The organism is Streptomyces sp. BRA346, assembly GCF_052851135.1.
The window spans coordinates 83022-103732 of sequence record NZ_JAIWIH010000020.1 but is presented as its reverse complement, the minus strand read 5'-3'; the positions used below and the strand labels follow the sequence as shown (position 1 = coordinate 103732).

General features: G+C 71.5%; 20 protein-coding genes and 3 pseudogenes. 11 read left to right on the top strand and 12 right to left on the bottom strand.

All coding sequences use genetic code 11. From position 1 onward, the window contains the following. Positions 1-132 precede the first annotated feature (132 nt). Both LCH29_RS23305 and LCH29_RS23300 read left to right on the top strand, forming a co-directional pair. Complete coding sequence (locus tag LCH29_RS23305; protein ID WP_446463675.1) at positions 133-588, top strand: ester cyclase; 456 nt, start codon at positions 133-135, stop codon at positions 586-588. Between the two features lie 173 nt (positions 589-761). After that, a pseudogene (locus LCH29_RS23300) lies at positions 762-1514 on the top strand (SigB/SigF/SigG family RNA polymerase sigma factor). A gap of 25 nt (positions 1515-1539) precedes the next feature. On the opposite strand, the gene LCH29_RS23295 reads toward LCH29_RS23300, so the two are convergent. The 3 genes from LCH29_RS23295 to LCH29_RS23285 form a co-directional block, all read right to left on the bottom strand. Further along, positions 1540-2520 (bottom strand): SMP-30/gluconolactonase/LRE family protein, encoded by a 981-nt coding sequence (locus tag LCH29_RS23295; RefSeq protein WP_446463674.1) that lies wholly within the window; start codon positions 2518-2520, stop codon positions 1540-1542. A 3-nt stretch (positions 2521-2523) separates the two neighbouring features. Continuing rightward, the gene (locus LCH29_RS23290; RefSeq protein WP_446463673.1) at positions 2524-3168 is read right to left on the bottom strand and encodes a diguanylate cyclase; all 645 of its coding nucleotides are present in this window, start codon (positions 3166-3168) and stop codon (positions 2524-2526) included. 105 nt (positions 3169-3273) lie between these two features. Continuing rightward, entirely contained in the window at positions 3274-3729 is a 456-nt protein-coding gene (locus LCH29_RS23285) for a group II truncated hemoglobin (RefSeq protein WP_446463672.1), read from the bottom strand. A gap of 216 nt (positions 3730-3945) precedes the next feature. Here LCH29_RS23285 and LCH29_RS23280 point away from each other — a divergent pair, with 216 nt between their 5' ends. Next, positions 3946-4611, top strand: a complete 666-nt coding sequence (locus LCH29_RS23280; RefSeq protein WP_446463671.1) for a class I SAM-dependent methyltransferase — start codon at positions 3946-3948, stop codon at positions 4609-4611. A gap of 176 nt (positions 4612-4787) precedes the next feature. Here the strand turns inward: LCH29_RS23280 and LCH29_RS23275 are convergent. After that, positions 4788-5504 (bottom strand): annotated as a pseudogene (locus LCH29_RS23275) (acyl-CoA dehydrogenase); the annotation flags it as partial. Between the two features lie 363 nt (positions 5505-5867). On the opposite strand from LCH29_RS23275, the gene LCH29_RS23270 reads away from it, so the two are divergent. Then, a complete protein-coding gene (locus tag LCH29_RS23270) occupies positions 5868-6230 on the top strand; it encodes a (2Fe-2S) ferredoxin domain-containing protein (protein WP_446463670.1) in 363 nt (120 codons plus the stop codon). A 31-nt stretch (positions 6231-6261) separates the two neighbouring features. Here LCH29_RS23270 and LCH29_RS23265 read toward each other — a convergent pair whose 3' ends face one another. Further along, positions 6262-6414 (bottom strand): hypothetical protein, encoded by a 153-nt coding sequence (locus tag LCH29_RS23265; RefSeq protein ID WP_446463669.1) that lies wholly within the window; start codon positions 6412-6414, stop codon positions 6262-6264. A gap of 88 nt (positions 6415-6502) precedes the next feature. After that, positions 6503-6694 (bottom strand): annotated as a pseudogene (locus tag LCH29_RS23260) (damage-inducible protein CinA); the annotation flags it as partial. A gap of 338 nt (positions 6695-7032) precedes the next feature. On the opposite strand from LCH29_RS23260, the gene LCH29_RS23255 reads away from it, so the two are divergent. From LCH29_RS23255 to LCH29_RS23225, 7 genes are all read left to right on the top strand, one after another. Continuing rightward, positions 7033-8292, top strand: coding sequence for an SGNH/GDSL hydrolase family protein (locus LCH29_RS23255; protein WP_446463668.1), 1260 nt, complete (start codon positions 7033-7035; stop codon positions 8290-8292). Between the two features lie 358 nt (positions 8293-8650). Next, positions 8651-8941 carry an aminopeptidase P N-terminal domain-containing protein gene (locus tag LCH29_RS23250; RefSeq protein ID WP_446463667.1) on the top strand — a complete coding sequence of 97 codons (291 nt, stop codon included), beginning with the start codon at positions 8651-8653 and terminating at the stop codon, positions 8939-8941. After that, a complete protein-coding gene (locus tag LCH29_RS23245; RefSeq protein ID WP_446463666.1) occupies positions 8853-9887 on the top strand; it encodes a M24B family metallopeptidase in 1035 nt (344 codons plus the stop codon). The genes LCH29_RS23250 and LCH29_RS23245 overlap by 89 nt, the downstream gene beginning before the upstream one ends. A gap of 23 nt (positions 9888-9910) precedes the next feature. Beyond that, a complete protein-coding gene (locus tag LCH29_RS23240; RefSeq protein ID WP_446463665.1) occupies positions 9911-10627 on the top strand; it encodes a GntR family transcriptional regulator in 717 nt (238 codons plus the stop codon). 86 nt (positions 10628-10713) lie between these two features. Then, positions 10714-11721: an ADP-ribosylglycohydrolase family protein gene (locus tag LCH29_RS23235; protein ID WP_446463664.1), complete on the top strand. Its 1008-nt coding sequence runs from the start codon at positions 10714-10716 to the stop codon at positions 11719-11721. Between the two features lie 86 nt (positions 11722-11807). Continuing rightward, positions 11808-13307: a purine-cytosine permease family protein gene (locus LCH29_RS23230; RefSeq protein WP_446463663.1), complete on the top strand. Its 1500-nt coding sequence runs from the start codon at positions 11808-11810 to the stop codon at positions 13305-13307. Continuing rightward, positions 13304-14293 (top strand): PfkB family carbohydrate kinase, encoded by a 990-nt coding sequence (locus LCH29_RS23225; protein ID WP_446463662.1) that lies wholly within the window; start codon positions 13304-13306, stop codon positions 14291-14293. The genes LCH29_RS23230 and LCH29_RS23225 overlap by 4 nt, the downstream gene beginning before the upstream one ends. On the opposite strand, the gene LCH29_RS23220 is transcribed toward LCH29_RS23225, so the two are convergent. From LCH29_RS23220 to LCH29_RS23195, 6 genes are all read right to left on the bottom strand, one after another. Further along, complete coding sequence (locus LCH29_RS23220; RefSeq protein ID WP_446463728.1) at positions 14258-14785, bottom strand: DUF2165 domain-containing protein; 528 nt, start codon at positions 14783-14785, stop codon at positions 14258-14260. The two genes, LCH29_RS23225 and LCH29_RS23220, sit on opposite strands and share 36 nt — an antisense overlap. A gap of 120 nt (positions 14786-14905) precedes the next feature. Further along, entirely contained in the window at positions 14906-15727 is an 822-nt protein-coding gene (locus LCH29_RS23215; protein ID WP_446463727.1) for a cytochrome P450, read from the bottom strand. Positions 15728-15779: 52 nt separating this feature from the next. Next, positions 15780-16712 carry a hypothetical protein gene (locus LCH29_RS23210; protein ID WP_446463661.1) on the bottom strand — a complete coding sequence of 311 codons (933 nt, stop codon included), beginning with the start codon at positions 16710-16712 and terminating at the stop codon, positions 15780-15782. Beyond that, positions 16709-17755, bottom strand: coding sequence for a hypothetical protein (locus LCH29_RS23205; protein WP_446463660.1), 1047 nt, complete (start codon positions 17753-17755; stop codon positions 16709-16711). Before LCH29_RS23205 ends, LCH29_RS23210 begins: the two co-directional genes overlap by 4 nt. 133 nt (positions 17756-17888) lie before the next feature. Beyond that, the gene (locus tag LCH29_RS23200) at positions 17889-18668 is read right to left on the bottom strand and encodes a Crp/Fnr family transcriptional regulator (RefSeq protein WP_446463659.1); all 780 of its coding nucleotides are present in this window, start codon (positions 18666-18668) and stop codon (positions 17889-17891) included. 442 nt (positions 18669-19110) lie between these two features. Then, positions 19111-20649, bottom strand: coding sequence for an MFS transporter (locus tag LCH29_RS23195; protein ID WP_446463658.1), 1539 nt, complete (start codon positions 20647-20649; stop codon positions 19111-19113). Positions 20650-20711 lie beyond the last annotated feature (62 nt).

The window sequence follows — 20711 nt, the reverse complement described above, 5'->3', positions numbered from 1 at the left end:
TGACCACCGACGATGTGCGGCATCAGGGTTAACCCTCAAGAAGCGGGCGACCGCTGGAACATCCACGGACGCCTCCTTAGCCTTCTCGGCGGCACTCATGGAATGCGGCGAGCGGTACCAGAAGGAGGACGTATGCACATCGCGATCCAGCCCGGCACATCGTCGAGCGCCCGCAAGCAGCGGGTGGCGCTGCTCTTCGAGCAGGTGATCACGAACGGTGAACTCGCCCTGGCCGACGAGATATTCGCGGACGACTTCCACTGGCCGCAATTCGACCTGTACGGCCCCGAGGGCGTACGGACCTGGGTCAAGGCCTTTCGTGCGGCCTTTCCCGATGTGACCGACATGGTGCAGGAACAGATAGCGGAGGGGGACCTCGTCATGAGCCGCGTCAAGGTGATCGGAACCCAGCTGGGCCCCTTCCGGGGGCTTCCGCCGAGCGGCCGCCGCGCCGAGTTCGAGGCCATCGGCATCGACCGTTTCCGCGGCGAGAAGGTCATCGAACGCACCGCGCACTTCGACATCGTCGACCTGATGCGGCAACTGGGCCACCCCATCCTCGACGTGCCACCGATCGCCACCCCCTGACCCGACGAGGTTGTTTGCGGGTGCTCGCGCCGGGCAGGCGCATCAATGTGCTTCGGAACAGAGGCACGCCCAAGGGAGCAGTTCGGCTGCTCGGGGTGTGCTCTGTTCGGCGCCCCAGGCAGTCGGCTCTTCCCTCACGGTGCTACCGACCACAGGACGAGGGAGACCGGCGCATGACTGCCGTACGCACACGGGGCAAGCACTCGCACGACGACGCTCCCGACACCTCCGCCGAGTTCCTTTGCCCGAGGGTCCCGAGAAGGAGGCGCTGCGGCAGGATGTCGTGCGGGCCTGGATGCCGATGGCGGAGCGGCTGGCCCGGCAGTTCCGCAACCGCGGTGAGTCCGCGGAGGATCTGCGGCAGGTGGCGATGCTCGGCCTGGTCAAGGCCGTCAAGCGCTATGAGCCGGATCGCGGGAGCGCCTTCGCGAGCTTTGCCGTGCCGACGGTCGTGGGGGAGATCAAGCGCCACTTCCGGGACCACATGTGGGGGGTGCATGTGCCGCGCCGGGTCCAGGAGTTGCGCAACCGTGTGCGCGCCGCCGTCCAGGANCTNNCGCGCACTCCNGATGACCGTTCNCCGAGTGTGTCGGCCATCGCGGAGCACACGGGGATGAGCGAGGAGGACGTGCTGCTGGGGATGGAGGCGATGGAGAGTTTCTCGGCGCTGTCCCTGGACGCCGAACTGCCGGGNGCCGAGGACGGATACTCCCTGGCCGACACCCTCGGCGCNCCGGAGCCCTCCTACGACCGCGTCATCCAGCGCGAGGCTCTCAAGCCCAGGCTGCGCGCCCTGCCCGAACGCGAGCGGCACGACCCAGGGCCGGATCGCCGAACAGCTCGGCATCTCCCAGATGCACGTGTCCCGCCTGATCAACCGCACCTGCGCCCGGCTGCACGACCAGATCGAGGCCCCGGCGGCATGACGCCCGGACACCGGCTCCCGGGGCCCTACCCGTACACCGCGATGCCCCGTTCCAGCAGACTGCCCACCACCAGGCGGGAGCCGTGTTCGCACACGCTCGTGGCCATCCGGTACGGGGAGCGGCGGCGCAGCAGATGGCGGGCCACGCTTCCGTCGGGGCGGATCGCCAGCACCCGCACCGTGGGGCGCGGGTGGGGGCGGGCCCTCCCGACGACGGTCGATGCCGCCCTTCTGAGGGCGGGGGAGGCGTGGTGCAGCGCGTCCACGAGCGGTTCCCGCGGCCCGGCCAGGGCGACCCAGACCACCCCGTCGGTGCCCCGGGAGAGGTTGTCGGGGTAGCCCGGCAGGTCGGCCACGAGGGTGTCGTCCGACCCCGTGCGCGGACCGGTCAGCCAATGGCGCCTGATCCGGCGGGCGCCGCTCTCCGCCACGGCGACGAACGACTCGTCGGGTGCCAGCGCGACTCCGTTGGCGAACCGCAGCCCGTCCCGCAGCACCTCCGGCTCGCCACCCGGCCGCAGCCGCAGCAGCTGCCCGGTAGCGGTGTCCTCCAGGATGTCGCTCAGCCAGTCCTCCAGGGCGTAACGGCGGCTGGAGACGGTGAAGTAGAGGGCGCCGTCCGCCGACGTGGCGACGTTGCTACAGAACCGCAGCGGGACGCCGTCCACCGTGTCGGCGAGCACACCCACCGTCCCGCCCCGCGGGTCGACCCGCAGCAGACCGCGCCGGGCGTCGCACACCAGGAGTTCGCCGTCTGGGGAGGGGGCAAGCCCCAGTGGTCTGCCGCCGGTTTCGGCGATGACCTCGGCGCGGGCGAGGCCCGCCGTCTCCGACAGGGTCAGCCGCCAGATCGCCCCGTCCGCGGTCCCGGTGAGGATCCGGCCCGCGCCGTCGAGGGCCACGTGTTCGGGCCCCCGCGCGTCACGGGCGACGATACGCGGACGGGGCAGCGGCTCGACCACCGTGCCGTCGGCCACGGCGGTCGAGGAGCGGTGTCGTCGTGGCATGGCTCACGTCGCCTTGCGGGCCCGGGCCGCCTTGACGCACCGTGTCATCTCCTCGGCGTACGGCAGGGCGACGAAGGCCCCGATGGCCGCTCCGATCGCCGCCAGGTAGCGGGCGGGCAGCGGGTTCTCCTTGGGCAGCAGCTTCCAGTCCTCCGCCGTGTCGCCCCCGCGCAGCGTGGCGCGCACCTGCTCCCAGTGCAGACACGAGGTGAAGGCCAGCGCCGAAAGCGGCAGCACCTCCAGGAAGCTGTGGATGTGCTGTTCCACGGGGCGTACCTCACGCTTGCCGGTGGCCAGGGTGACGTCCCACAGGGCCGTCGCGCCGTGGACCACGGCCGCACCGCCCATGACCGACAGCACCAGCGGATTGACCCGGGCGAGCAGCCCCATCGCTACGGGGACGCCCGCCTCGGTCATCATGAGCGCGTGCAGCGCCGATTCGCGGGTGCCGGAGGTCTCCTCGATCCGGGTCCTGCGGTGCATGGCCCAGTCCGCCACGGCCGGTACGCACCACAGCGGCAGCACCCCGTACATCAGAAAGCGCCGGTTGGCGTCCTCGACATCCAGGGGTTTCCGCGGCACGTGCAGGTCGCGTGGCCGTCGCCAGCGCCGCCATGCGCGGGCCACCGGACTACGGGTCAGAGCCATACCGCCTCCAAAGGAAGATCGGGTAAGCCGGGTCCCCCGTAGGCGTCCGGGGCAAACTGCGCCCTCGCCCGTTCGGCGGCTCCTGGGGGGAGCCGCCCTAACCGTTCACGTCAGCCCGTCCCAGCCCCAGCGTGGTGTCGGGCCCGGCTCGCCGAAGTCGTCGCCCTCCGATCCGGCCGAGACATCGCGGGCGATGCGGGTTCCCCAGTCGAAATACTCCAGGACGCGGCGGCGCAGCAGCGCGTCGTCCGGGAACTCCTTCTCGATCGCCGTGCCCATCAGCTCCATCCAGCGGACCCGCTGCTCCTCGGTGATCGACAGGCCGAGGTGGGAGCGGAGCAGGGCCTGGTGGCCGCCGAGCCGCGCCGTGAAGTCGGCCGGACCGCCGAACACTTCGGCGAGCCAGACGGCGACGTGTTCGATGTGGGTCCGGGTGAAATTCGCGAAGACCGGGGCGAGGAGCGGGTCCGCCAGGACGCCCTCGTAGAAGGTGTCGCTCAGGCGGCGGAGGGCGGCCATGCCGCCGACGGCGTCGAACAGGGACTCGGCGCGCTCGGTCATGCGGTCCCTCCGCTGTGTTCCACGATCACGGTGATCCTCCATGGCGTATTTTCCGCCAGGATTGACGACGGGCGTCCCGGAGCCCAGGGGGTTCGCCTACGGCGCACCAACTGGATTGCGCGGTTCCCGCGGCGGTCCTCCCGGGCCCGCTTGACCTTGTCCGAAGGGGAGGGCCGACGGTGTTCCCGACCCGGAGGACCGGAGGAGAGGATCCCCATGGACGACGACGCGCTCCTGGCGGAGCAGTTGGCCTACTACAGGGCGGGCGCGGCCCAGTACGACCGGCCCTACGCGGAGCGCGAGGAACTGCGGGAGCTGCTGGCCGCCGTCGACGGCCTCCCCGTCGCCGGGGACGTGCTGGAGCTGGCCTGCGGAACGGGCCAGTGGACGCCGCGGCTCGCGGCGCGGGCGCGGTCGGTGACGGCCGTCGACGCGGCGGCCGAGGTTGTGGACCTCGCCCGGGCGCGGACCGCGTCCGTACCCTGCGCGGTCCGGTTCGTCCAGGCCGACCTGTTCGCATGGCGGCCGCCACGGCGCTACGACACGGTGTTCTTCGCCTTCTGGCTCTCCCACGTTCCGCCGGAGCGGCTGCCCGGCTTCTGGCACACCGTCGCCGCGGCGCTCGCGCCCGGCGGCAAGGCGATCTTCATCGACGACGGCCCCGCCGCTGCCGCGGAGGAGGAGGTCCTGGCGGGCCAGTCCGCCCCGGCGGCGCTGCGGTGGCTCGACGACGGCAGCCGGTACCGCATCGTGAAGGTGTTCCACGACGCCCGGGCGCTCACCGACGACCTGACGGCGCGGGGGTGGTCGGTCCGCATCCGGACCGTCCCCGCCGGGAACTACATCGGTATCGCGGAACCGCCGACCGCCGACAGCGGCTGATACGGCTGAGGCAGGTGGGGTGACTGGCAGTCAAGTGATAGATATATGCCAAGTTTGTTGGCCGGAATGGGTACTTCCGCCCTTCATCCGTGCCACACTGCATGCATGGCCCTCACCGCATCCCCCGTCGGTGAGGGCCATTCTCCTTGAGGCCAGGCCCGCAGGTCTCTTCGCGGTCAGGCCCGCAGGGCCGCCAGGTGGGCCGTACGGACCTCCGGGGTCTGGCCCTGCACGACGAGGAACAGACCCTCCCGGGCGAGGCGCTGGGCCGGATGGGAGAGGCCGAAGGCCCGGCCGCCGCCCGCCGCGATCGCGGCCGTGGTGGCGGCACGCATCAGGTCGTACGCCCGGGTCTTGGCCACGAGCCGGTCGTCCAGCCGTTCGGCGGGCGGCACCTCGTCCACCAGGGCGTAGGCGTCGCGGCGTACCGCGTCCAGGCGGTCGCGCAGGACGCCCGCCGTGTCCTGCGCCTCGGCGTCGCCGGACGCGTCGAGGAGGTCGAGGGCGGCGCGGGCCACGCCGAAGACGGCGGGGTTGGTGTTGGTGTTCTTGGGGCGGTCCTCCGTCGCCCAGCGCTCGTGCGGCAGCCGCACCGCCACCGCGTCGTCGGGCACCACCAGCCCGTCGAGCAGCAGTCCGACCGTGTGCGAACCGGTGAGCGCGGCGAGCTGGAGCGGGCCGGTGGCGGTGAGGCCCGGCTGCTCGTGGGCGCCGGTGACGCCGAAGACCACCTCGCCGTCCTCGGTGGCGCCGCCCAGCAGGAACAGGTCGTTCAGCCCCCAGCCGGTGTACCAGGGCACGCGCCCGTCGAAGCGCCAGCCGCCCGCCACCCGGGTGGCCCGCACCGGCAGCTTCGGGTGGGCGCGCAGATGTGAGAAGGCGATTCCGGCGAGGGCGAGAGATTTGGGGTCCGACTCGGTCGTGTAGAAGGGCACGACCGTGCCGCCGGATTCGGCGTCGGAGTACGCCGACAGCAGGGCGGCACCGGAGGAGGCAGCGGCCAGCGACCCAGCAGGCCGCGCCGCGACATGCGGGCGGAGGGCATGGGGGCCCAGGGGAGCGAGGCGCGGAGGAAGAAGGGAGGTGCGGAAGGGGACCGCTCAACATCCCGTGGTGGTGGACCTGCGAAGATCGAGATACCGGCGCTTGGTGAGAAGCAGGGTCCGCACGGCCGCTCCCCCTCGGATCCTTGTGCGATACAGGTGTGCTTGAAGCTATGCGGTGGACTGATCCGCTGTCAAAGGAAAGGTAAAGTCATGCCGAAGAACGCCGCCCCGGCGCCGTGTCGCCTGGTCGTGTGCCGGGACTGCTGCTGCGGCAGCCCCAAGATCACCCGCGTCGATCACACGGCCCAGACCGAGCGGCTGCGCGAGGTGGCGCCGGTGCGGATCTCCGACTGTCTCGACGTGTGCGACCAGGCCAACGTGGTCGTCGTGCAGCCCTCCGCCGAGGGCCGGGCCGCCGGTGCCCGGCCGGTCTGGCTGGGTCTGGTCAACGACCCGGACGCGACCGAGGACATCGTCGCGTGGGTCCGCGCGGGAGGTCCCGGCGTCGCGCCGCGGCCGGAGATCCTGGACCTGTACGCCTTCGTCCCCCGTACGCGTCGTACGGAACCCTGAGGGAGCGGGCCCCCGCCGGACGCGCGTGGCGTCAGGCGAGGGTGATGGCGCCGGTGAGCAGGGCGAAGGCGATGTTGGCGAGGGAGACGGGGGCGCCCCAGCGCAGGGCGTGCTTCTGGAAGTCGCCGAGTTCGGCCTTGACCAGGCCCAGCAGGACCCACAGCGGGGCCGAGGCCGGGCCCATGCTGTGCGGGATCTGGCCGATGGCCCCCAGCGCGGGCTATCTCGTTGGCGTGGATGCCGTAGTGGCTCGCGGATTCGGCGAGGACGGGCACCACGCCGAACCCGTAGGCGTCGTTCGACATGAAGAAGCCGAGGGAGAGGGCGAGGACGGCGGTGAAGAGGGGGACGAGGTTGCCCCAGGTGTCGGGGACGACGGCGAGGGCGGCGTCGGCCATGGCCTTGACCATTCCGGCGTCGGTCATGATGCCGGTGAAGATCCCGGCGGCGAGGACGAGCACCATGACGGGCACCGCGTTGGCGGCCTGCCGCTTGATCAGCTCCTGCTGTTCCGGCCTGGGCCACCGGAGGCTTCACCGTCACGGTCAACGGGGTCCGGTTCGTCCGGGCGGTGCGCAGCCTCGCCGACGGCTGGCTGTCCGAGGGGCGCTTCAGCCGTGCGGAGCGGGACAAGGTCGTCGCGGCCGCGGTCAGGGCGGATCTCAGGGCGCGGCATAGATCCGATGACGTGAGCTGACGGGTCTCGAAACTTTCGCAATGCGGCGCCCTCTCTCGACAGGCAGGTCGGAATGCGCATCAATTCATCCGATCACTCAACCGTCGAGAGAGGGAACGCCCCATCATGCAGAGACCTGGCTTATCCGTCCGCGCCCTGGGCATCCTGGTCGCGACCGCCGTCGCCCTCGGTGTCGTCCTGGCCACCGGAACCGAGTCGTCCGCCGCCCAGTCCGCCGCCCGGTCCGCCGCCGCGCCCGCGACGCCTCCCGCCCCGCGCTCCTCCGTCGTCACCTGGGGCTCCAGCGCCTACCCGGCCGGAACCGCGACCCAGGACCTGACCTACCGGTTCGTCATCCACACCAGCGTCGGCGGCCGGGACCTGCGCATCCGGCTCTCCAACGCCTACGGCGACCAGCCGGTGACCTTCGGGCACGCCTACGCGGGCACCCGCGCGTCCGGCGCGGCGGTCGTGCCCGGCAGCAACGGGCGGCTGACCTTCCGCGGCGCCTCGTCGGTGACCGTACCGGCGGGCGGCGTCGTGTACAGCGATCCGCTGCCCGGCCGGGTCCAGCCGCAGTCGGACCTCGCGATCAGCCTCTACGTACGCAGCGCGGGCACCCTCGCGACCGGCCACAAGGGAGCCCGGGCGACCCAGTACGTCGCACCGGCCGGTGACCACGCCGCGGAGGAGGGCGCCGCCGCGTACACCCAGCAGATCACCTCCTGGTACTACCTGGACGCGGCCGTCGTGCGGCCACGCCCCGGCACCGGCGCCGTCGTCGCCTTCGGCGACTCGATCACCGACGGCTCCGCCTCCTCCGCCGACACCAACCGCCGCTGGCCGGACTTCCTCGCCCGCCGTCTGCTCGCCGACCCCCGCTCCCGGCTCAAGGGCGTGGCCAACGAGGGAATCTCCGGCAACAAGATCCTCGCCGACGGCTCCGCCGAGAGCGCGCTGAAGCGGCTCGACCGGGATGTGCTCTCCCAGGCCGGGGTGCGCACGGCGATCCTGCTGGAGGGCATCAACGACATCAAGGCCACGCCGGGCCCCACGGCCGACGAACTGATCGCGGGCTACCGGCAGATCATCGCCAGGTCCCATGCGCGCGGCGTCTGCGTGGTCGGGGCGACCGTCATGCCGTACGAGGGCTGGCGGGAGTACGAGGCCGTGGACGAGACGGTCCGACAGCAGGTCAACGCCTTCATCCGCACCAGCGGCGCGTTCGACGCGGTCGTGGACTTCGACCAGGCCGTACGGGACCCCGCGGCGCCCTCCAGGATGCTCCCCGCCTACGACAGCGGCGACCACCTCCACCCCAATGACACCGGTATGCGGGTGATGGGCGACGCCATCCCGCTCCGCGCCCTGCGCTGCGGCCGCTGACCCCCGCGCCACCCCACACGCCCCGGCCCGCGCCGGGGTCGTCGGCAGCAACATCGCGGGCGCGTACCTCCACGCGGGCTTCTCCGGCGGCATCGACCTCGTCTCCATCGGCCTCGCGGACCCGGGCCGGTCCTGATGAGCGTCGTCGGCACACCGCTCCCGGACGCCGAGGCCCAGGGCCTGGCCACGCGCCCGGCGCACCGCTGACCTCGGGCCGCCGCATCGTCGGCGCGTTGCGGCGCGACCGCGGTGCGGTGGCCGCCGCCGCGTTCCTCGGGCTGCCCTGCCTGATGGCGCTGGGCGCGCCGCCGCACACCGCGCCCGGCTGGGCGCGCTGTTCCCAGGCCGGGCCGTCGTCGTGGCCGGTGGCAGCGCCCCCGTACGCAGCAACGACACCCGCTACGACTTCCGCCCGGACAGCAACTTCTCCTGGCTCACCGGCTGTACGGCCGAGGACGCCGTCCTCGTCCTGCGGCCCTCCGGCACCGGACACGACGCGACCCTGTACCTGCCGCCCCCGGCGAGCCGGGCTTCTTCTCCGACGCCGCGTACGGCGAGCTGTGGGTCGGCGCCGCCCCGGGCCCCGGCGGCTGGGCGGACGCGCTCCAGCTGGAGGTCCGCCCATCCGGGGAGCTGGAGACCGCACTGACGGGACTCGCCGATCCACTGGTGACCGGCCCCCTGACCACCGGCCCCCTCGCCGACGGCCACCACGAGCCCTCGGCCGAACTGGAACGCACCCTCGCCGAACTGCGCATGATCAAGGACGACTGGGAGATCGCCCGCCTCCGCGAGGCCGTCGACCGAACCGTCTCCGGATTCGCCGCCGTGGTCGCGGAGTTCCCCACCGCCCTCGAAGGCCCGGCGAGCGCTGGCTGCAAGGCACCTTCGAACGCCACGCCCGCACCCACGGCAACGCCCCCGGCTACGCCACCATCGTCGGCAGCGGCGCCCACGCCCCCACCCTGCACTGGGTCCGGTGCGACGGCCCGGTGCGCCCGGACGACGTGGTCCTGCTCGACATGGGCGTCGAGACCCGCGACCTCTACACCGCCGACATCACCCGCACCTTCCCCGCCTCGGGACGCTTATCCGCCGCGCAGACCCAGGTCCACGACCTGGTCGAGCGGGCCCACCGCGCGGCTCTCGCCCAGGTGCGCCCCGGGAAGCGCTTCACCGACTTCCACCACGCCGCCATGGAGGTCATCGCCCACGGCCTCCACGACTGGGGCCTCCTCCCGGTCTCCGTCGACGAGGCCCTCTCCGACCGCGGTCAGCACCGCCGCCACTGGCTGATCTGCGGCATCGGCCACCACCTCGGCCTCGACGTCCACGACTGCGCCCAGTCCTCGTACGACGCCTACCAGGGCGCCGAGATGGCCCCCGGCATGGTGCTCACCGTGGAACCCGGCCTGTACTTCCACGCCCACGACCTGACGGTCCCGCCGGAGCTGCGCGGCATCGGGATACGCATCGAGGACGACATCCTGGTGACCCCCGAAGGCTCCGAGGTGCTCTCGGCCGACCTGCCGCTGGACGCCGCGGGCCTGGAGCGCTGGATGAAGAAGTCCGCTCCGGACACTGGACAGGACTGAACAGGTATGGCTAGCTTCTGGACATGACTGAACAGGTCCTGAAGCACCAGCGCATCGCCGGTGTCCTGGCGCGTGAGATCCACAGCGGCGCCCTGGAGCCGGGCAGCAGGCTGCCCGGTGAGCATGCGCTGACCAGGCGCTTCGCGGTGAGCCGGAACACCGTCCGGCAGGCGCTGGACGAGCTGAGCAAGCGGGGGCTGATCTCCACGCATGCGGGGGTCGGCTCGTTCGTCACCTTCGACGGCGGCCTGCTGGACAACCGGCTGGGCTGGACCAGGGCCCTGGCCGATCAGGGGGCCCGGGTCAGCACCGAGGTGCTGCGGCTGGAGGCGGTGCGCGATGAGCGGCTGGCCGGGGAGCTGGGGATCGAGGGCGCCGAGTTCCTGGCGCTGGACCGGCTGCGGATCCTGCCCGAGGGCACGCCCGTCTCGCTGGAGCGCAGCCGGGTTCCATTGCTTCCGGCGCTCGCCGATGTGCCGCTGCGCGGACTGGTCGACGGCTCGCTGACCAAGACCCTGGCCGCGGCGGGGGTCCGTGCCACCCACGGCGACGAGTGGGCGTCCGTGTCCGGGCTGGACGCCGATCAGGCGGGCCTGCTGCGGCGTGCCGAGGGGGACCTGTTCCTGCGGACCCGCAGGGTCAGCCGCGGGGCCGACGGCAGCGTCGTCGAACACGTCACCAGCCTGCTGGACCCCGCCCGCTTCCAGCTGCACCTGGGCTTCGGCGAACCGCCCGGCTGAACCGCCGTCCGCACCCGCCACCATCCCGTACGACAGCCCGTACCAACAGCCCGTACGACATCCCGTACCGACAACAGGAAGTCTTGATGAGCCACCAGCACGACCGCGCACTCGGAGCCCTGTACGGCCTGGCCATGGGCGACGCCCTCGGCATGCCGACCCAGATCATGCCCCGGCGGTCGATCGTCGCCCGGTTCGGCGCCGTGACCGGGTTCGAGCCGGGCCCGGCGGAGAATCCGGTGAGCGCCGGACTGCCCGCCGGGTCTGTCACCGACGACACCGATCAGGCCGTCATCGTGGGACGGCTGCTGGTGGACGGCAACGGGCACATCGACCCGCTCCGGCTCGCCCAGGAGTTGCTGGAGTGGGAGCGCGCCATGAAGGCCAAGGGCTCGTACGATCTGCTCGGCCCCTCCACCAAGGCCGCCCTGGAGGCCGTCTCGCGCGGCGTGCCGCCCGAGGAGGCGGGCCGGTCGGGGTCCACCAACGGCGCCGCCATGCGGATCACTCCGGTCGGCGTCGCCTTCCCCGACAAGCCACTCGAATCCTTCGTCGACCACGTGGCGGCGGCCTGCCGGGTCACCCATGACACCACCCTCGGCATCGCCTCCGCCGCGGCCGTGGGCGCGGCCGTGAGCCGTGGCGTCGGCGGCGGCGGTCTCGAGGACGCGATCGCCGCGGGCATCACCGCCGCGGCGGCCGGGGCCGAGCGCGGCCACTGGGTGTACGGCGCCGCCATCGCGGCCCGTATCGAGTGGGCCGTGGAACTGGTCCGCGGTCTGCCCGAGGAACGGGCGCTGGACCGCATCAGCGACCTCGTGGGCACCAGTGTGGCCAGCCAGGAGTCGGTGCCCGCCGCCTTCGCCGTACTCGCCCTGGCCGACGGCGAACCCTGGCGCGCCTGCCTCCTGGCGGCGAACCTCGGCGGCGACTGCGACACCATCGGTGCCATCGCCGGTGCCATCGCCGGATCCCTCAGCGGCGCCTCGGCCCTCCCCGCCGACGCGCTCACCACCCTCCGTTCCGTCAACGGCCTCGACCTGGAGCCGTTGGCCACCTCCCTCCTCGCGCTGCGGGCCGCCGCAGCCGGGTGAACCACCTGCCGCATCCGCGCCACCTGCCCCATCCCGGGGGCGGCGCGGACGGCCCGCAGTCCCCGCACAGAAAGACAGGTACGACCATGGCCGCTTCGCAGGACGACCGCGTCGGCGCGGTGGAGACGCGCGGCATCGAGCCGGTGCCCGACTCCGAGCGCCACGGCCACCCCGGGCAGATGTTCTGGACGTGGTTCGCGGCGAACATCAGCATCCTGGGGCTGCCGCTCGGCGCCGCCCTCGTCAGCTTCCGCGGCCTGAACATCTGGCAGGCGGTCATCGTGGCCGTCATCGGCTCGTTCGGCTCGTTCGCCCTGGTGGGCGCGTTGAGCATCGCGGGCAAACGAGGCGGCGCGCCCGCCCTCACCCTCTCCCGCGCGGTGTTCGGGGTGCGCGGCAACGCGGGCCCCACCCTCATCACCTGGCTGAGCCGCCTGGGCTGGGAGACCATCAACACCACCACGGCGGCCTTCGCCCTGCTGGCCCTGCTCAACGCGGCGTTCGGCGTGCATCAGAACGCCGTCCTCACCGTGGTCTGCCTGCTCGTCTTCATCGGCTGCACCCTGCTGATCAGCGGTCTCGGCCATGCCACCATCATGTGGATCAACAAGTGGGCCACGTACGCCTTCGGTGTGCTCAACCTCGTCGTCATCGCCTTCCTCGCGGCCACGGTGGCGTGGGACAAGGTCTTCCAGGCCCCGGCGGGCCCGGTCAGCGCGATGGTCGTGGGCACCGGGATGATCGCCGCCGGCACCGGTATCGGCTGGGCCAACGCGGGCGCGGACTACGCCCGCTATCTGCCCCGGCAGATCCCCGGCCGCAGGCTGGTGGCCGCCTCCGCGTTCGGCGCGGGCATCCCGCTGGTGGTGCTCATCTCGCTCGGCTCGCTGCTCGCGGCGGGGCAGCCGGGCCTGGCCTCGGCCGCCGACCCGGTCTCGGCCATCAACGCGATGCTGCCGTCGTGGATGTCCATCCCGTATCTGATCGCGGCCTTCGGCGGGCTGCTGCTCTCCAACCACCTGTCGGTGTACTCCGCCGGGCTCACCATGATCACCCTGGGGATACGGGTCCGCCGCACCGTGGCCGTCGGGCTGGACGTGGTCGTCACCTTCGTGGGCGGCATCTACTTCATCCTCATCGCCAAGGACTTCTACGGGCCCTTCATCACCTTCCTCACCCTCCTGGCCGTGCCGATCACCGCCTGGGTCGGGGTGTTCGCGGTCGACCTGATGCTCCGCCGGTCCTACGACCGCGTGGCGCTGATGGATGTGAGCCGCACCAGCCGCTACTGGTTCCGGGGCGGTGTCCGCTGGTCCGCGCTGACCGCGTGGGTGGTGGCCATCGTGGTGGGGCTGCTCTTCACCGAGGCCGCCACCAGCTCGACCGACGTCTGGTTCGCCGGACCGCTCTCCGACACCTGGATCGGCACCAAGGGCCTGGGGTGGGTCGTGACCCTCGCCCTCGCCGCCGGTGTCTACGCGCTGCTGCGGCGGCTGGGCGGCGCCACGGGGCGCGCCGACGAGGCGGCCGAGCCGCCCCTGCCCCCGCACACGCTGCCCGAGCCGACCGCGCAGGAGCCCGCATGAGCGGCGCGGACAGCCGGTTGGTGCTGCTCGGCAACGCCATCGTCGACCTGGTGATGCGGGTCCCCGCGCTGCCCGACCGCGGTGGCGACGTGGTCGCCACGGACACCACCTTCGTCACCGGCGGCGGTTTCAACGTCCTCGCCGCCGCGCGCCGCCTCGGCCTGCCCGCCGTCTACGCCGGAGGCCATGGCTCGGGGCCGTTCGCGGACCGGGTGCGCGCCGACCTCGCCCGGGAAGGCATCGAGGTGCTGCTGCCCCCGCTGCCGGACACCGACACCGGCTTCTGCGTCGCCCTCGTCGACGACGACGGCGAGCGGACCTTCGCCACCAGCCTCGGGGCGGAGGCCCGGCTGACCGGGGCCGACGCGGCGGCGGTGCTCGCCGCGCTGCGGCCTGGCGATCTGGTGCAGATCTCCGGTTACGGGCTCGCCCACCCGGCGGGCGGCCCGGTCCTGGCCGGGCTCATCGCGCAACTGCCCCCGGATGTCAGGGCGTTCCTCGACCCGGGGCCGCTGGTCTCCGACATCCCCGAAGACGTGCTGCGCACGGCACTGGCGCGCTGCGACTGGATCAGCTGCAACCAGCGCGAGGGGCGCCTGATGACCGGTCTGGACGACGCCCGGCGGACGGCCGCCGCGCTCGCCGCCCGGCTGGGCCCCGAGACCGGGGTGCTCGTCCGCGCCGACGCGGCCGGGTGCTGGCTCGTCCCGCCCGGTGGCGAGGCCGTGCACGTGCCCGGCCGTCAGGTGACCGCGGTCGACAGCAACGGCGCGGGCGACGCCCACACCGGCGCGTTCCTGGCCCTCCTCGGCGGCGGGCTGGACCCGCTCGACGCCGTACGGGGCGCCAACGCCGCGGCCGCCTTCGCGGTCACCCGCCGCGGGCCCGCCACCGGGCCGACCCGCGCCGAGCTGCTCGGCTTCCTGGACGGCGACGCTCCGGCGATTGCGTCAGCCCTCGGAGCCGGGCTCCCTTCGCTCGGCTGAGGCGGGCAGGTGCGTGAGCACCAGGACGATCCCGGAGAGCAGGAAGACACGCGTGGCGGCGTCCAGTCCGTTCCACGACTTCGACTGCCACATGGAGAACCACTCGCCGCCGATGGCGATGAACCCGGCACCGAACAGCAGCATCAGCATCAGCAGCCCGACGGTCCCGGCCCGGCGTGCGCGCCGGATGCCGCTGCCGCCTCCCCGCAGGCTCTTGCACCACAGGGCCGTCGAGGCGAGAAGCACGAGGGCGGCGAGGGTTTCCCAGACGATGATGGCGATGTACGCGGCGTCCTGGAGCGCGGTCGACGTGATGGCCCGCCACATCAGGTCGTCGTCCTTGAACGTCGTGTCCATCGCCAGGACATGCCGTACGAACTGCTGGTTGGTGCCGAAGTCGGTGATGTTGCCGAACGCGACGAGCGCGATGTACAGCGCCATCGTTCCGGTGAGCACCGCCGAGACGGCCGAGAGGGTGCGCGGAGAACGCAGGCCCTCCGGTCTTCCGTCCACCCTGTGTTCTGTCACCACGGCCACTTTTCCTCCCCCTGGATCCCCCTGGACCCTGCCTGATCCCGCTGATCGTGCTGGATCATACGTGTTCCGCCGCCGCTACCACACCACCGGAACCCGCTCGAAGCCTCCCGTGAGCCACCCCTCGCGCCGCACCAGCTCGGCCGACGGAACCGCCAGGCCGAGCCCGGGCAGCCGCTCCAGCAGGAGGTCCAGGGCAACCTGGAGCTCGGTCCGGGCCAGCGCCTGGCCGACACAGGAGTGCGCACCGGCGCCGAAGGAGATGTGCCGGTTGGGGGAACGGCCCAGGTCCAGTGCGTCCGGCTCCGGAAACATCCGCTCGTCGCGGTTGGCGGCGTCGATGACCGAGAGCGTGGTGCTGCCCTTCGGGATCACCTCACCGCCCAGTGCAATGTCCTCCGTCAGATAACGCGGCATACCCGGCCCCCGGTTGACGTCGAAACGCAGCAACTCCTCGACCGCGGCCCGCACCAGCGACCGGTCCTCCAGCAACCGCCGCCACCGGGACCGGTCGTCCAGCAGGACCGGTACGAGCTTCCCGATCGCGCTGGACGTCGTCTCGTGGCCGGAGACCATCAGCCCCCGCGCGATCTGCACCAGGACCGCATCGGGCAGCGGGCGGCCCGCGGCATCGGTGATCCCGACGACCTGGCTGATCAGGTCGTCCCCCGGCTCCCGCCGCTTCCGGGCCACGTGGTCGCCGAGATACGCCATCAGGTCCTCGCCCGCTACGGCGATCTCCCGCTCGCCGTAGCGGTCCGTGCCGTACAGGGTGCCCGACCAGTACGCGAACCGGTCCCAGTCCCGCTCCGGCACGCCCAGCAGCACACCGATGACCCGCACCGGCAGCGGATCCGCGAAACCCGCCATGAGGTCCGCGGGCCTCGGCCCGGCCTCCATCGCGTCCACCAGGGCATGCCCGATGTCCGCGATCCGCGCGGCGAACAGTTACTCACCCCGCAGCACGAGAGATCAAGATGGCTCGGATACCGGAACTGGATTCTTCTGCTCCACCACCTCCGCCCATTCCGAGGCCGCCGACGGGCGCGCGAGAAGGTTCAGGACCGTCTCCAGAAGATCCATCGAGCGCATCCGTGTCCCCGGGACCCTTCGCGCGCAGGACGACATGGGCCAGGCGTACTGCTTCGGCAGGCGGCTCGCCTCCGCGCAGCAGACCCGCGAACACGCTGGAACTGTCCGTAAGCCATGAGGCGCGTCCGGCACGCTCGCGGTCGGCCTCGATCCGCCGGCGGGCAACCTCCAGCGCGGAGGGCGGGTCCATCTCCATGACCCTTACCGGTGAGGTCCGGCTGTTCATGACGGTGTTGTTCCAGACGCGCGGGGTGGCCACGACGATCAGGCGGGTGCCGGTGGCGAGAGCCCGCATGGCGTATTCGGCGAGCCGGTCGTGGAACTCCTTGTCGAGCGGCTCCTTGACCCCACCGAGGTTGAGAAGGTATCCGGTGTTGGGCTCGCAGGGAATGCGGTCGGCGTCGGGCTTCTCCCAGTCCGGGTACAGCTCGAAGATTTCATGGTCCTTGTCGACCAGCGCCGCATCGAGCAGGTCAAGCGACGTAGTGCGGCGACCCGAGGACTCCTTGCCCAGGAGCGCGGTGACGCTGCCTTCGATCGGGTCGGCAACAGGGAACGGCTCCGGTACCGGCCCACCGAACGCCATGGACGGTGGGACGAAGAGCGGTTTGCGGAGGATGAGGCCGCGGTCGACGGGGTGCGGGCGCAGCAAGGCGAGGCCCGAAACGATGTGCCTGATGGTGAGGTCGCGGCCCGCCACCATCACGTCCCTTCCCGCGGAAGGCCGGTTGACCGTGATCCTCTGGAACGCCGCCTCTTCGAAGCCCTCGGGCTGATCACTGCCGAAGTTCATCGCTGTCCTCCCTTGTAAACCTTGGTGTCGCGGCCGCCCAGGATGAAGTCCCCCTTGGCCCGCACGTCGCGGACGCTGATGGTGTTCTGGGCAGCGCTCTCCGTCCGCGCGGAGTCGGCCGTCTCGGCGAGGGTTCGCACCTCGTCGGCCGCTTCGTCGGAGAGTGCCGCGATGCGTGCAAGAGTGGTGGTGGCCTGGTCGGTGAACATGGCGGCGAGGCTGTTGTGCTGTTCCCCCTCCACCGTGGAGAGGCACCGGTCGAAGCCGTTGAAAAGATCCAGAACGGCCCGACTCTCCTCGGGTGCGTGGCGGTCGAGGAGAGCAGCGCACCGGTTCCGTACGAAAGACCAGGCGTCGGTGGCCATGGCGCCCACGACAGCGCTACCGGCCAGCGCCGCGATCGCTTCGGGCGTGTTCATGCTGGGGTCCTCTCGCTTTCCGTCCGCCATGCCCGTCACCGGGCGACCGTTCAGGGCGAGGCCGCGGATCTCGGCCGTGCTGTGTTCGGGTACCTGAATCCACCCGTATCCGGCGAACTCGTCGTGTCGCACGTGCACCTTGACGTATTGGTCCGGGTCCAGCCCGTGGCTGCGATGCTGGACGACGTCCTGGTAGAGCCGATCGGACACGATGACGGCCAGGCTCGTGGTGCGGGTCCTGGTCAGCACGGACCTCAGCGGTGGTGCGTTCAGGTAACGGGCGACGGCTATCGGTGCGGGACCGCTGTGCCCGAGCGCCGCGGTCCTGGCCACCCCGAGGTCCAGGGCCAGCCGAAGCCGCATCGGCTGCTTCCGCGGACGATGGGCGTTGCACTCCCCGATGGCGACCGTGAGATTCCTGACGAACTCACCGAGCACGACCTGCTCCGGAGTGCCGATGGGCAGCACGGCGAACTCCTGGTCCCCTTGCGGCTGACGCATCCAGGAGAGCCTGTCCAGGCCGCTCAGAGCCGCCGCTCTGTCGAGCACTCCGACGAGTTCGGCCTGTGTCCGCTCCTGCTGCGGGATGTCCAGCCTGCTGTACCGCTCTACGTCAGCGGCCAAGCAGAGATGGCGCCTGATGATGTCCTGTGATGCCATGCGACACCTGTCTGGTGAAGTGACGGATGTGGACTCGCTGCCGCGAGCCGGGCATCAACTGTGCAAGCAGACCGTGGAGAACACGGCCAAAGCCGTACTAATACGGTTTCTGTGGATGACGGAACGGGGGGTCGGGCAGGCCCGCGGTCCGACGCAGCCCCGCCAGGTCCAGTACGGTGACGCGGCGATAACCTGTGGCGAGCAGCCTCTCCTGGCGCAGCTCTCTGAGCGCCTTGTGGACGGTGACTTCCGAAGAGCCGGTCGGTGCGGCCAGCTCCGGCTGGCTCAGGGCGACACCGATGACGAGACTCCGCCGTACCTGGTGGCCGTGCGACAGCGCGAGTTCCGACAGAACCCGGGCAAGGCGTGCCTTGACGGGGAGCCCGCCGTACTCCACCCGGCGGCGGTTGGCCCAGCGCAGCTTCTCGACGACCATGCCGGTGAGCGTGATCGCCGCGTCGGAATGGCGGTGGAGAAACAGCTGGAGGTCCTCGTATTCCACGACGCTGGCTGAAATCTCACCGCACGCGGTGACCGTCGCCGATCTCGGAGCGTCATCCAAGGCGGCCATCTCGCCCACGATGTCGCCGCCTGCCCGGATCGCCAGAAGGGCTTCCCGGCCGTTCTCCAGCTGAGCGGTGACCTTGGCGAACCCGGAGTGCAGCAGGACCACGTACTGGGAGCGGTCGCCTTCCTGGATGAGGATTTCCTCCGGCGAGAAGTGACAGTGGGTCCCGATCTGGAGTATGTCCGCTCGGACGCGGTCCTTCAGCCTGCCCAGGAAGCTGCGCATAGGCCAGCCATCGGGCAGCGGAGGACAAGAGCCAGCACGTTCAGGACCGCATTGGTCATTCGGAGCAACGCCCTCCAGTGTCAAGATCACTTCCTCCGGACGCGCGACCACTCGACGAGGCTCGGCTCAGACATAGACGTTTGATGCCGTCTCAGGACATGACTGCCGACTGGTACGAACAAGGGGCACCCCCTCAACAGCCGGCGCCGCGGCCGCCCCGGTGCTGGGGGTCGTGGGCGACGGACCATCCGCACGGCGTCCCGTCAGAGGCGGATGAGCGCGACCCGGTACAACTGGTCGGAGTCGTAGCAGCGTACGCGGGCGTGCGGTCCCTGTCGCACCGAGGACCCGGCGGTTACGGGAACATCAACAAGTCTCTACACACACCGACTTGTTGTCGTATGTTGACCGAATGAGCCCACGAGACCTGGAACCCGGACCCCCGTTCACCTCAGTCGGCAAGGTGGACAGCGCACTGGCGATACTGATCATCATCGGTATCGCCTTCGGGATGTTCTGGCTGGTCTCAAGCCTCGCCTCGTCCTACATAGGATTCTTCACCTGATGCGGACACCGCCGCCCGGCCGGTGCGGTCGGCGCGGCCCGGCAGGGCGAGGTACGCCACGGCGGCTCCGGCCAGGGCGACCGCCGCCCCGAGGGTCATGGTGAGGGACTGGGCGTCGACGAAGGCCGTACGGGCCGACTCGGCCAGGGCGTTTCCGCCCGCGCGATCCTTCGCGTACGAGAGCGTCGCCCCGAGCGAGGACACCGCGTGGCCGGGCATGCCGTCCGGAAGGGCGCCCCGGTAGGCGGTGGCGAGCAGACCGCCCAGACCGGCCACCCCCAGTGCGATGCCGAGCTGCTGGTGGGTGTCGTTGAGCGCGGAACCCATCCCGGCCCGCTCCGGCGGCACCGCACCGAGCACCGTGCTGGTGGCCGAGGGCCCCGCGACGCCGGATCCCACTCCGGCCAGCGCCAGCCCGGCGCACACCGCCCCGTAGCCTCCGCTTTCCGGCAACAAGGCCAGCACCGCGAAACCGCCCGCGGTGACGGCGAATCCGGCCACGATGCAGGCCCGCGCCCCGAACCTGGCCGGTGCCCGGCCGCCGACCGCCGAGCCCGCGACGACTCCCGCCGCCAGCGGCACGGCTGCCAGTCCGGTCTCGAACGCGCCATAGCCCAGCACCAGCTGCAGATGCTGGCTCAGGATGAAGAGCGTGCTGCCCGTCGCGACCGTCATCACCGCCACCGCGAAGCTCGCCCCGGAGAACCTCCGGTCCCGGTACAGCCGCAGGTCGACCATCGGCACCGGGGAGCGGGCCTGCCGTACGCCGAAGGCGACGAGCGCCGCCACCGCCACCAGCGCCCCGGTCAGCACCACGGGGGAAGCGTACCCCTGCGCCGGGGCCTCGATCAGGGCCCACACCAGGCCGGTCATTCCCGCGGTGACCAGCGCGGTGCCGGGCAGGTCCGGCCCCCGGCCGTGGCCCGTCCGCGTCTCGGGCACCAGCCGTACGATCCCCACCAGGGCCACCGCCACCACGGGGACGTTGATCAGGAACACCCCGGCCCAGCTCCACGCGTCGACCAGCGCGCCACCGAGCAGCGGCCCGGCGGCCATGCCCACGGACGCCACCGCACTCCACACCGCGAACGCCCGCGGGCGCTCCCGCTCGGGGAACACCGCGACGAGCACCGCGAGCGTCGCGGGCATCACCAGCGCCCCGCCCACGCCCATCAGGGCCCGCATCGCGATCAGCCACCCCACCGAGGGGGCCGCCGCGGCGAGCGCCGACGCCACGCCGAAGACCAGCAGTCCCACGACGACGGTGCGCCGCCTGCCGTACCGGTCGGAGAGCACCCCCGCGGTGATGAGGAGCCCGGCGAAGACCACCACATAGGCGTCGATCACCGCCTGTAACTGCCCTGTTGAGGCTCCGAAGGCGTCGCCGATGGCGGGCACCGCGACATGCAGCACCGTGTTGTCGATGACGATCACGAGGAGGGCGGCACACAGCGCCACCAGGATCGCCCATCGCCGCGCATGACCTTCTTCGTCGCTCATGGTTCTCCCTTGTTCCCCTGCAGTGTTGGAGTATCTCCAACACTGCAGGGGAAGCGTTGGCG

Bases quoted from the DNA above. Each gene is read 5' to 3' on its own strand.
- LCH29_RS23280 (WP_446463671.1), top strand. From the start codon at position 3,946: ATGGACGACGACGCGCTCCTGGCGGAGCAGTTGGCCTACTACAGGGCG.
- LCH29_RS23230 (WP_446463663.1), top strand. From the start codon at position 11,808: ATGGCCGCTTCGCAGGACGACCGCGTCGGCGCGGTGGAGACGCGCGGC.
- LCH29_RS23305 (WP_446463675.1), top strand. From the start codon at position 133: ATGCACATCGCGATCCAGCCCGGCACATCGTCGAGCGCCCGCAAGCAG.
- LCH29_RS23285 (WP_446463672.1), bottom strand. From the start codon at position 3,729: ATGACCGAGCGCGCCGAGTCCCTGTTCGACGCCGTCGGCGGCATGGCC.
- LCH29_RS23210 (WP_446463661.1), bottom strand. From the start codon at position 16,712: ATGAACTTCGGCAGTGATCAGCCCGAGGGCTTCGAAGAGGCGGCGTTC.
- LCH29_RS23240 (WP_446463665.1), top strand. From the start codon at position 9,911: ATGACTGAACAGGTCCTGAAGCACCAGCGCATCGCCGGTGTCCTGGCG.
- LCH29_RS23270 (WP_446463670.1), top strand. From the start codon at position 5,868: ATGCCGAAGAACGCCGCCCCGGCGCCGTGTCGCCTGGTCGTGTGCCGG.
- LCH29_RS23215 (WP_446463727.1), bottom strand. From the start codon at position 15,727: ATGGAGGCCGGGCCGAGGCCCGCGGACCTCATGGCGGGTTTCGCGGAT.
- LCH29_RS23195 (WP_446463658.1), bottom strand. From the start codon at position 20,649: ATGAGCGACGAAGAAGGTCATGCGCGGCGATGGGCGATCCTGGTGGCG.
- LCH29_RS23235 (WP_446463664.1), top strand. From the start codon at position 10,714: ATGAGCCACCAGCACGACCGCGCACTCGGAGCCCTGTACGGCCTGGCC.
- LCH29_RS23255 (WP_446463668.1), top strand. From the start codon at position 7,033: ATGCAGAGACCTGGCTTATCCGTCCGCGCCCTGGGCATCCTGGTCGCG.
- LCH29_RS23265 (WP_446463669.1), bottom strand. From the start codon at position 6,414: ATGGGCCCGGCCTCGGCCCCGCTGTGGGTCCTGCTGGGCCTGGTCAAG.
- LCH29_RS23295 (WP_446463674.1), bottom strand. From the start codon at position 2,520: ATGCCACGACGACACCGCTCCTCGACCGCCGTGGCCGACGGCACGGTG.
- LCH29_RS23225 (WP_446463662.1), top strand. From the start codon at position 13,304: ATGAGCGGCGCGGACAGCCGGTTGGTGCTGCTCGGCAACGCCATCGTC.
- LCH29_RS23290 (WP_446463673.1), bottom strand. From the start codon at position 3,168: ATGGCTCTGACCCGTAGTCCGGTGGCCCGCGCATGGCGGCGCTGGCGA.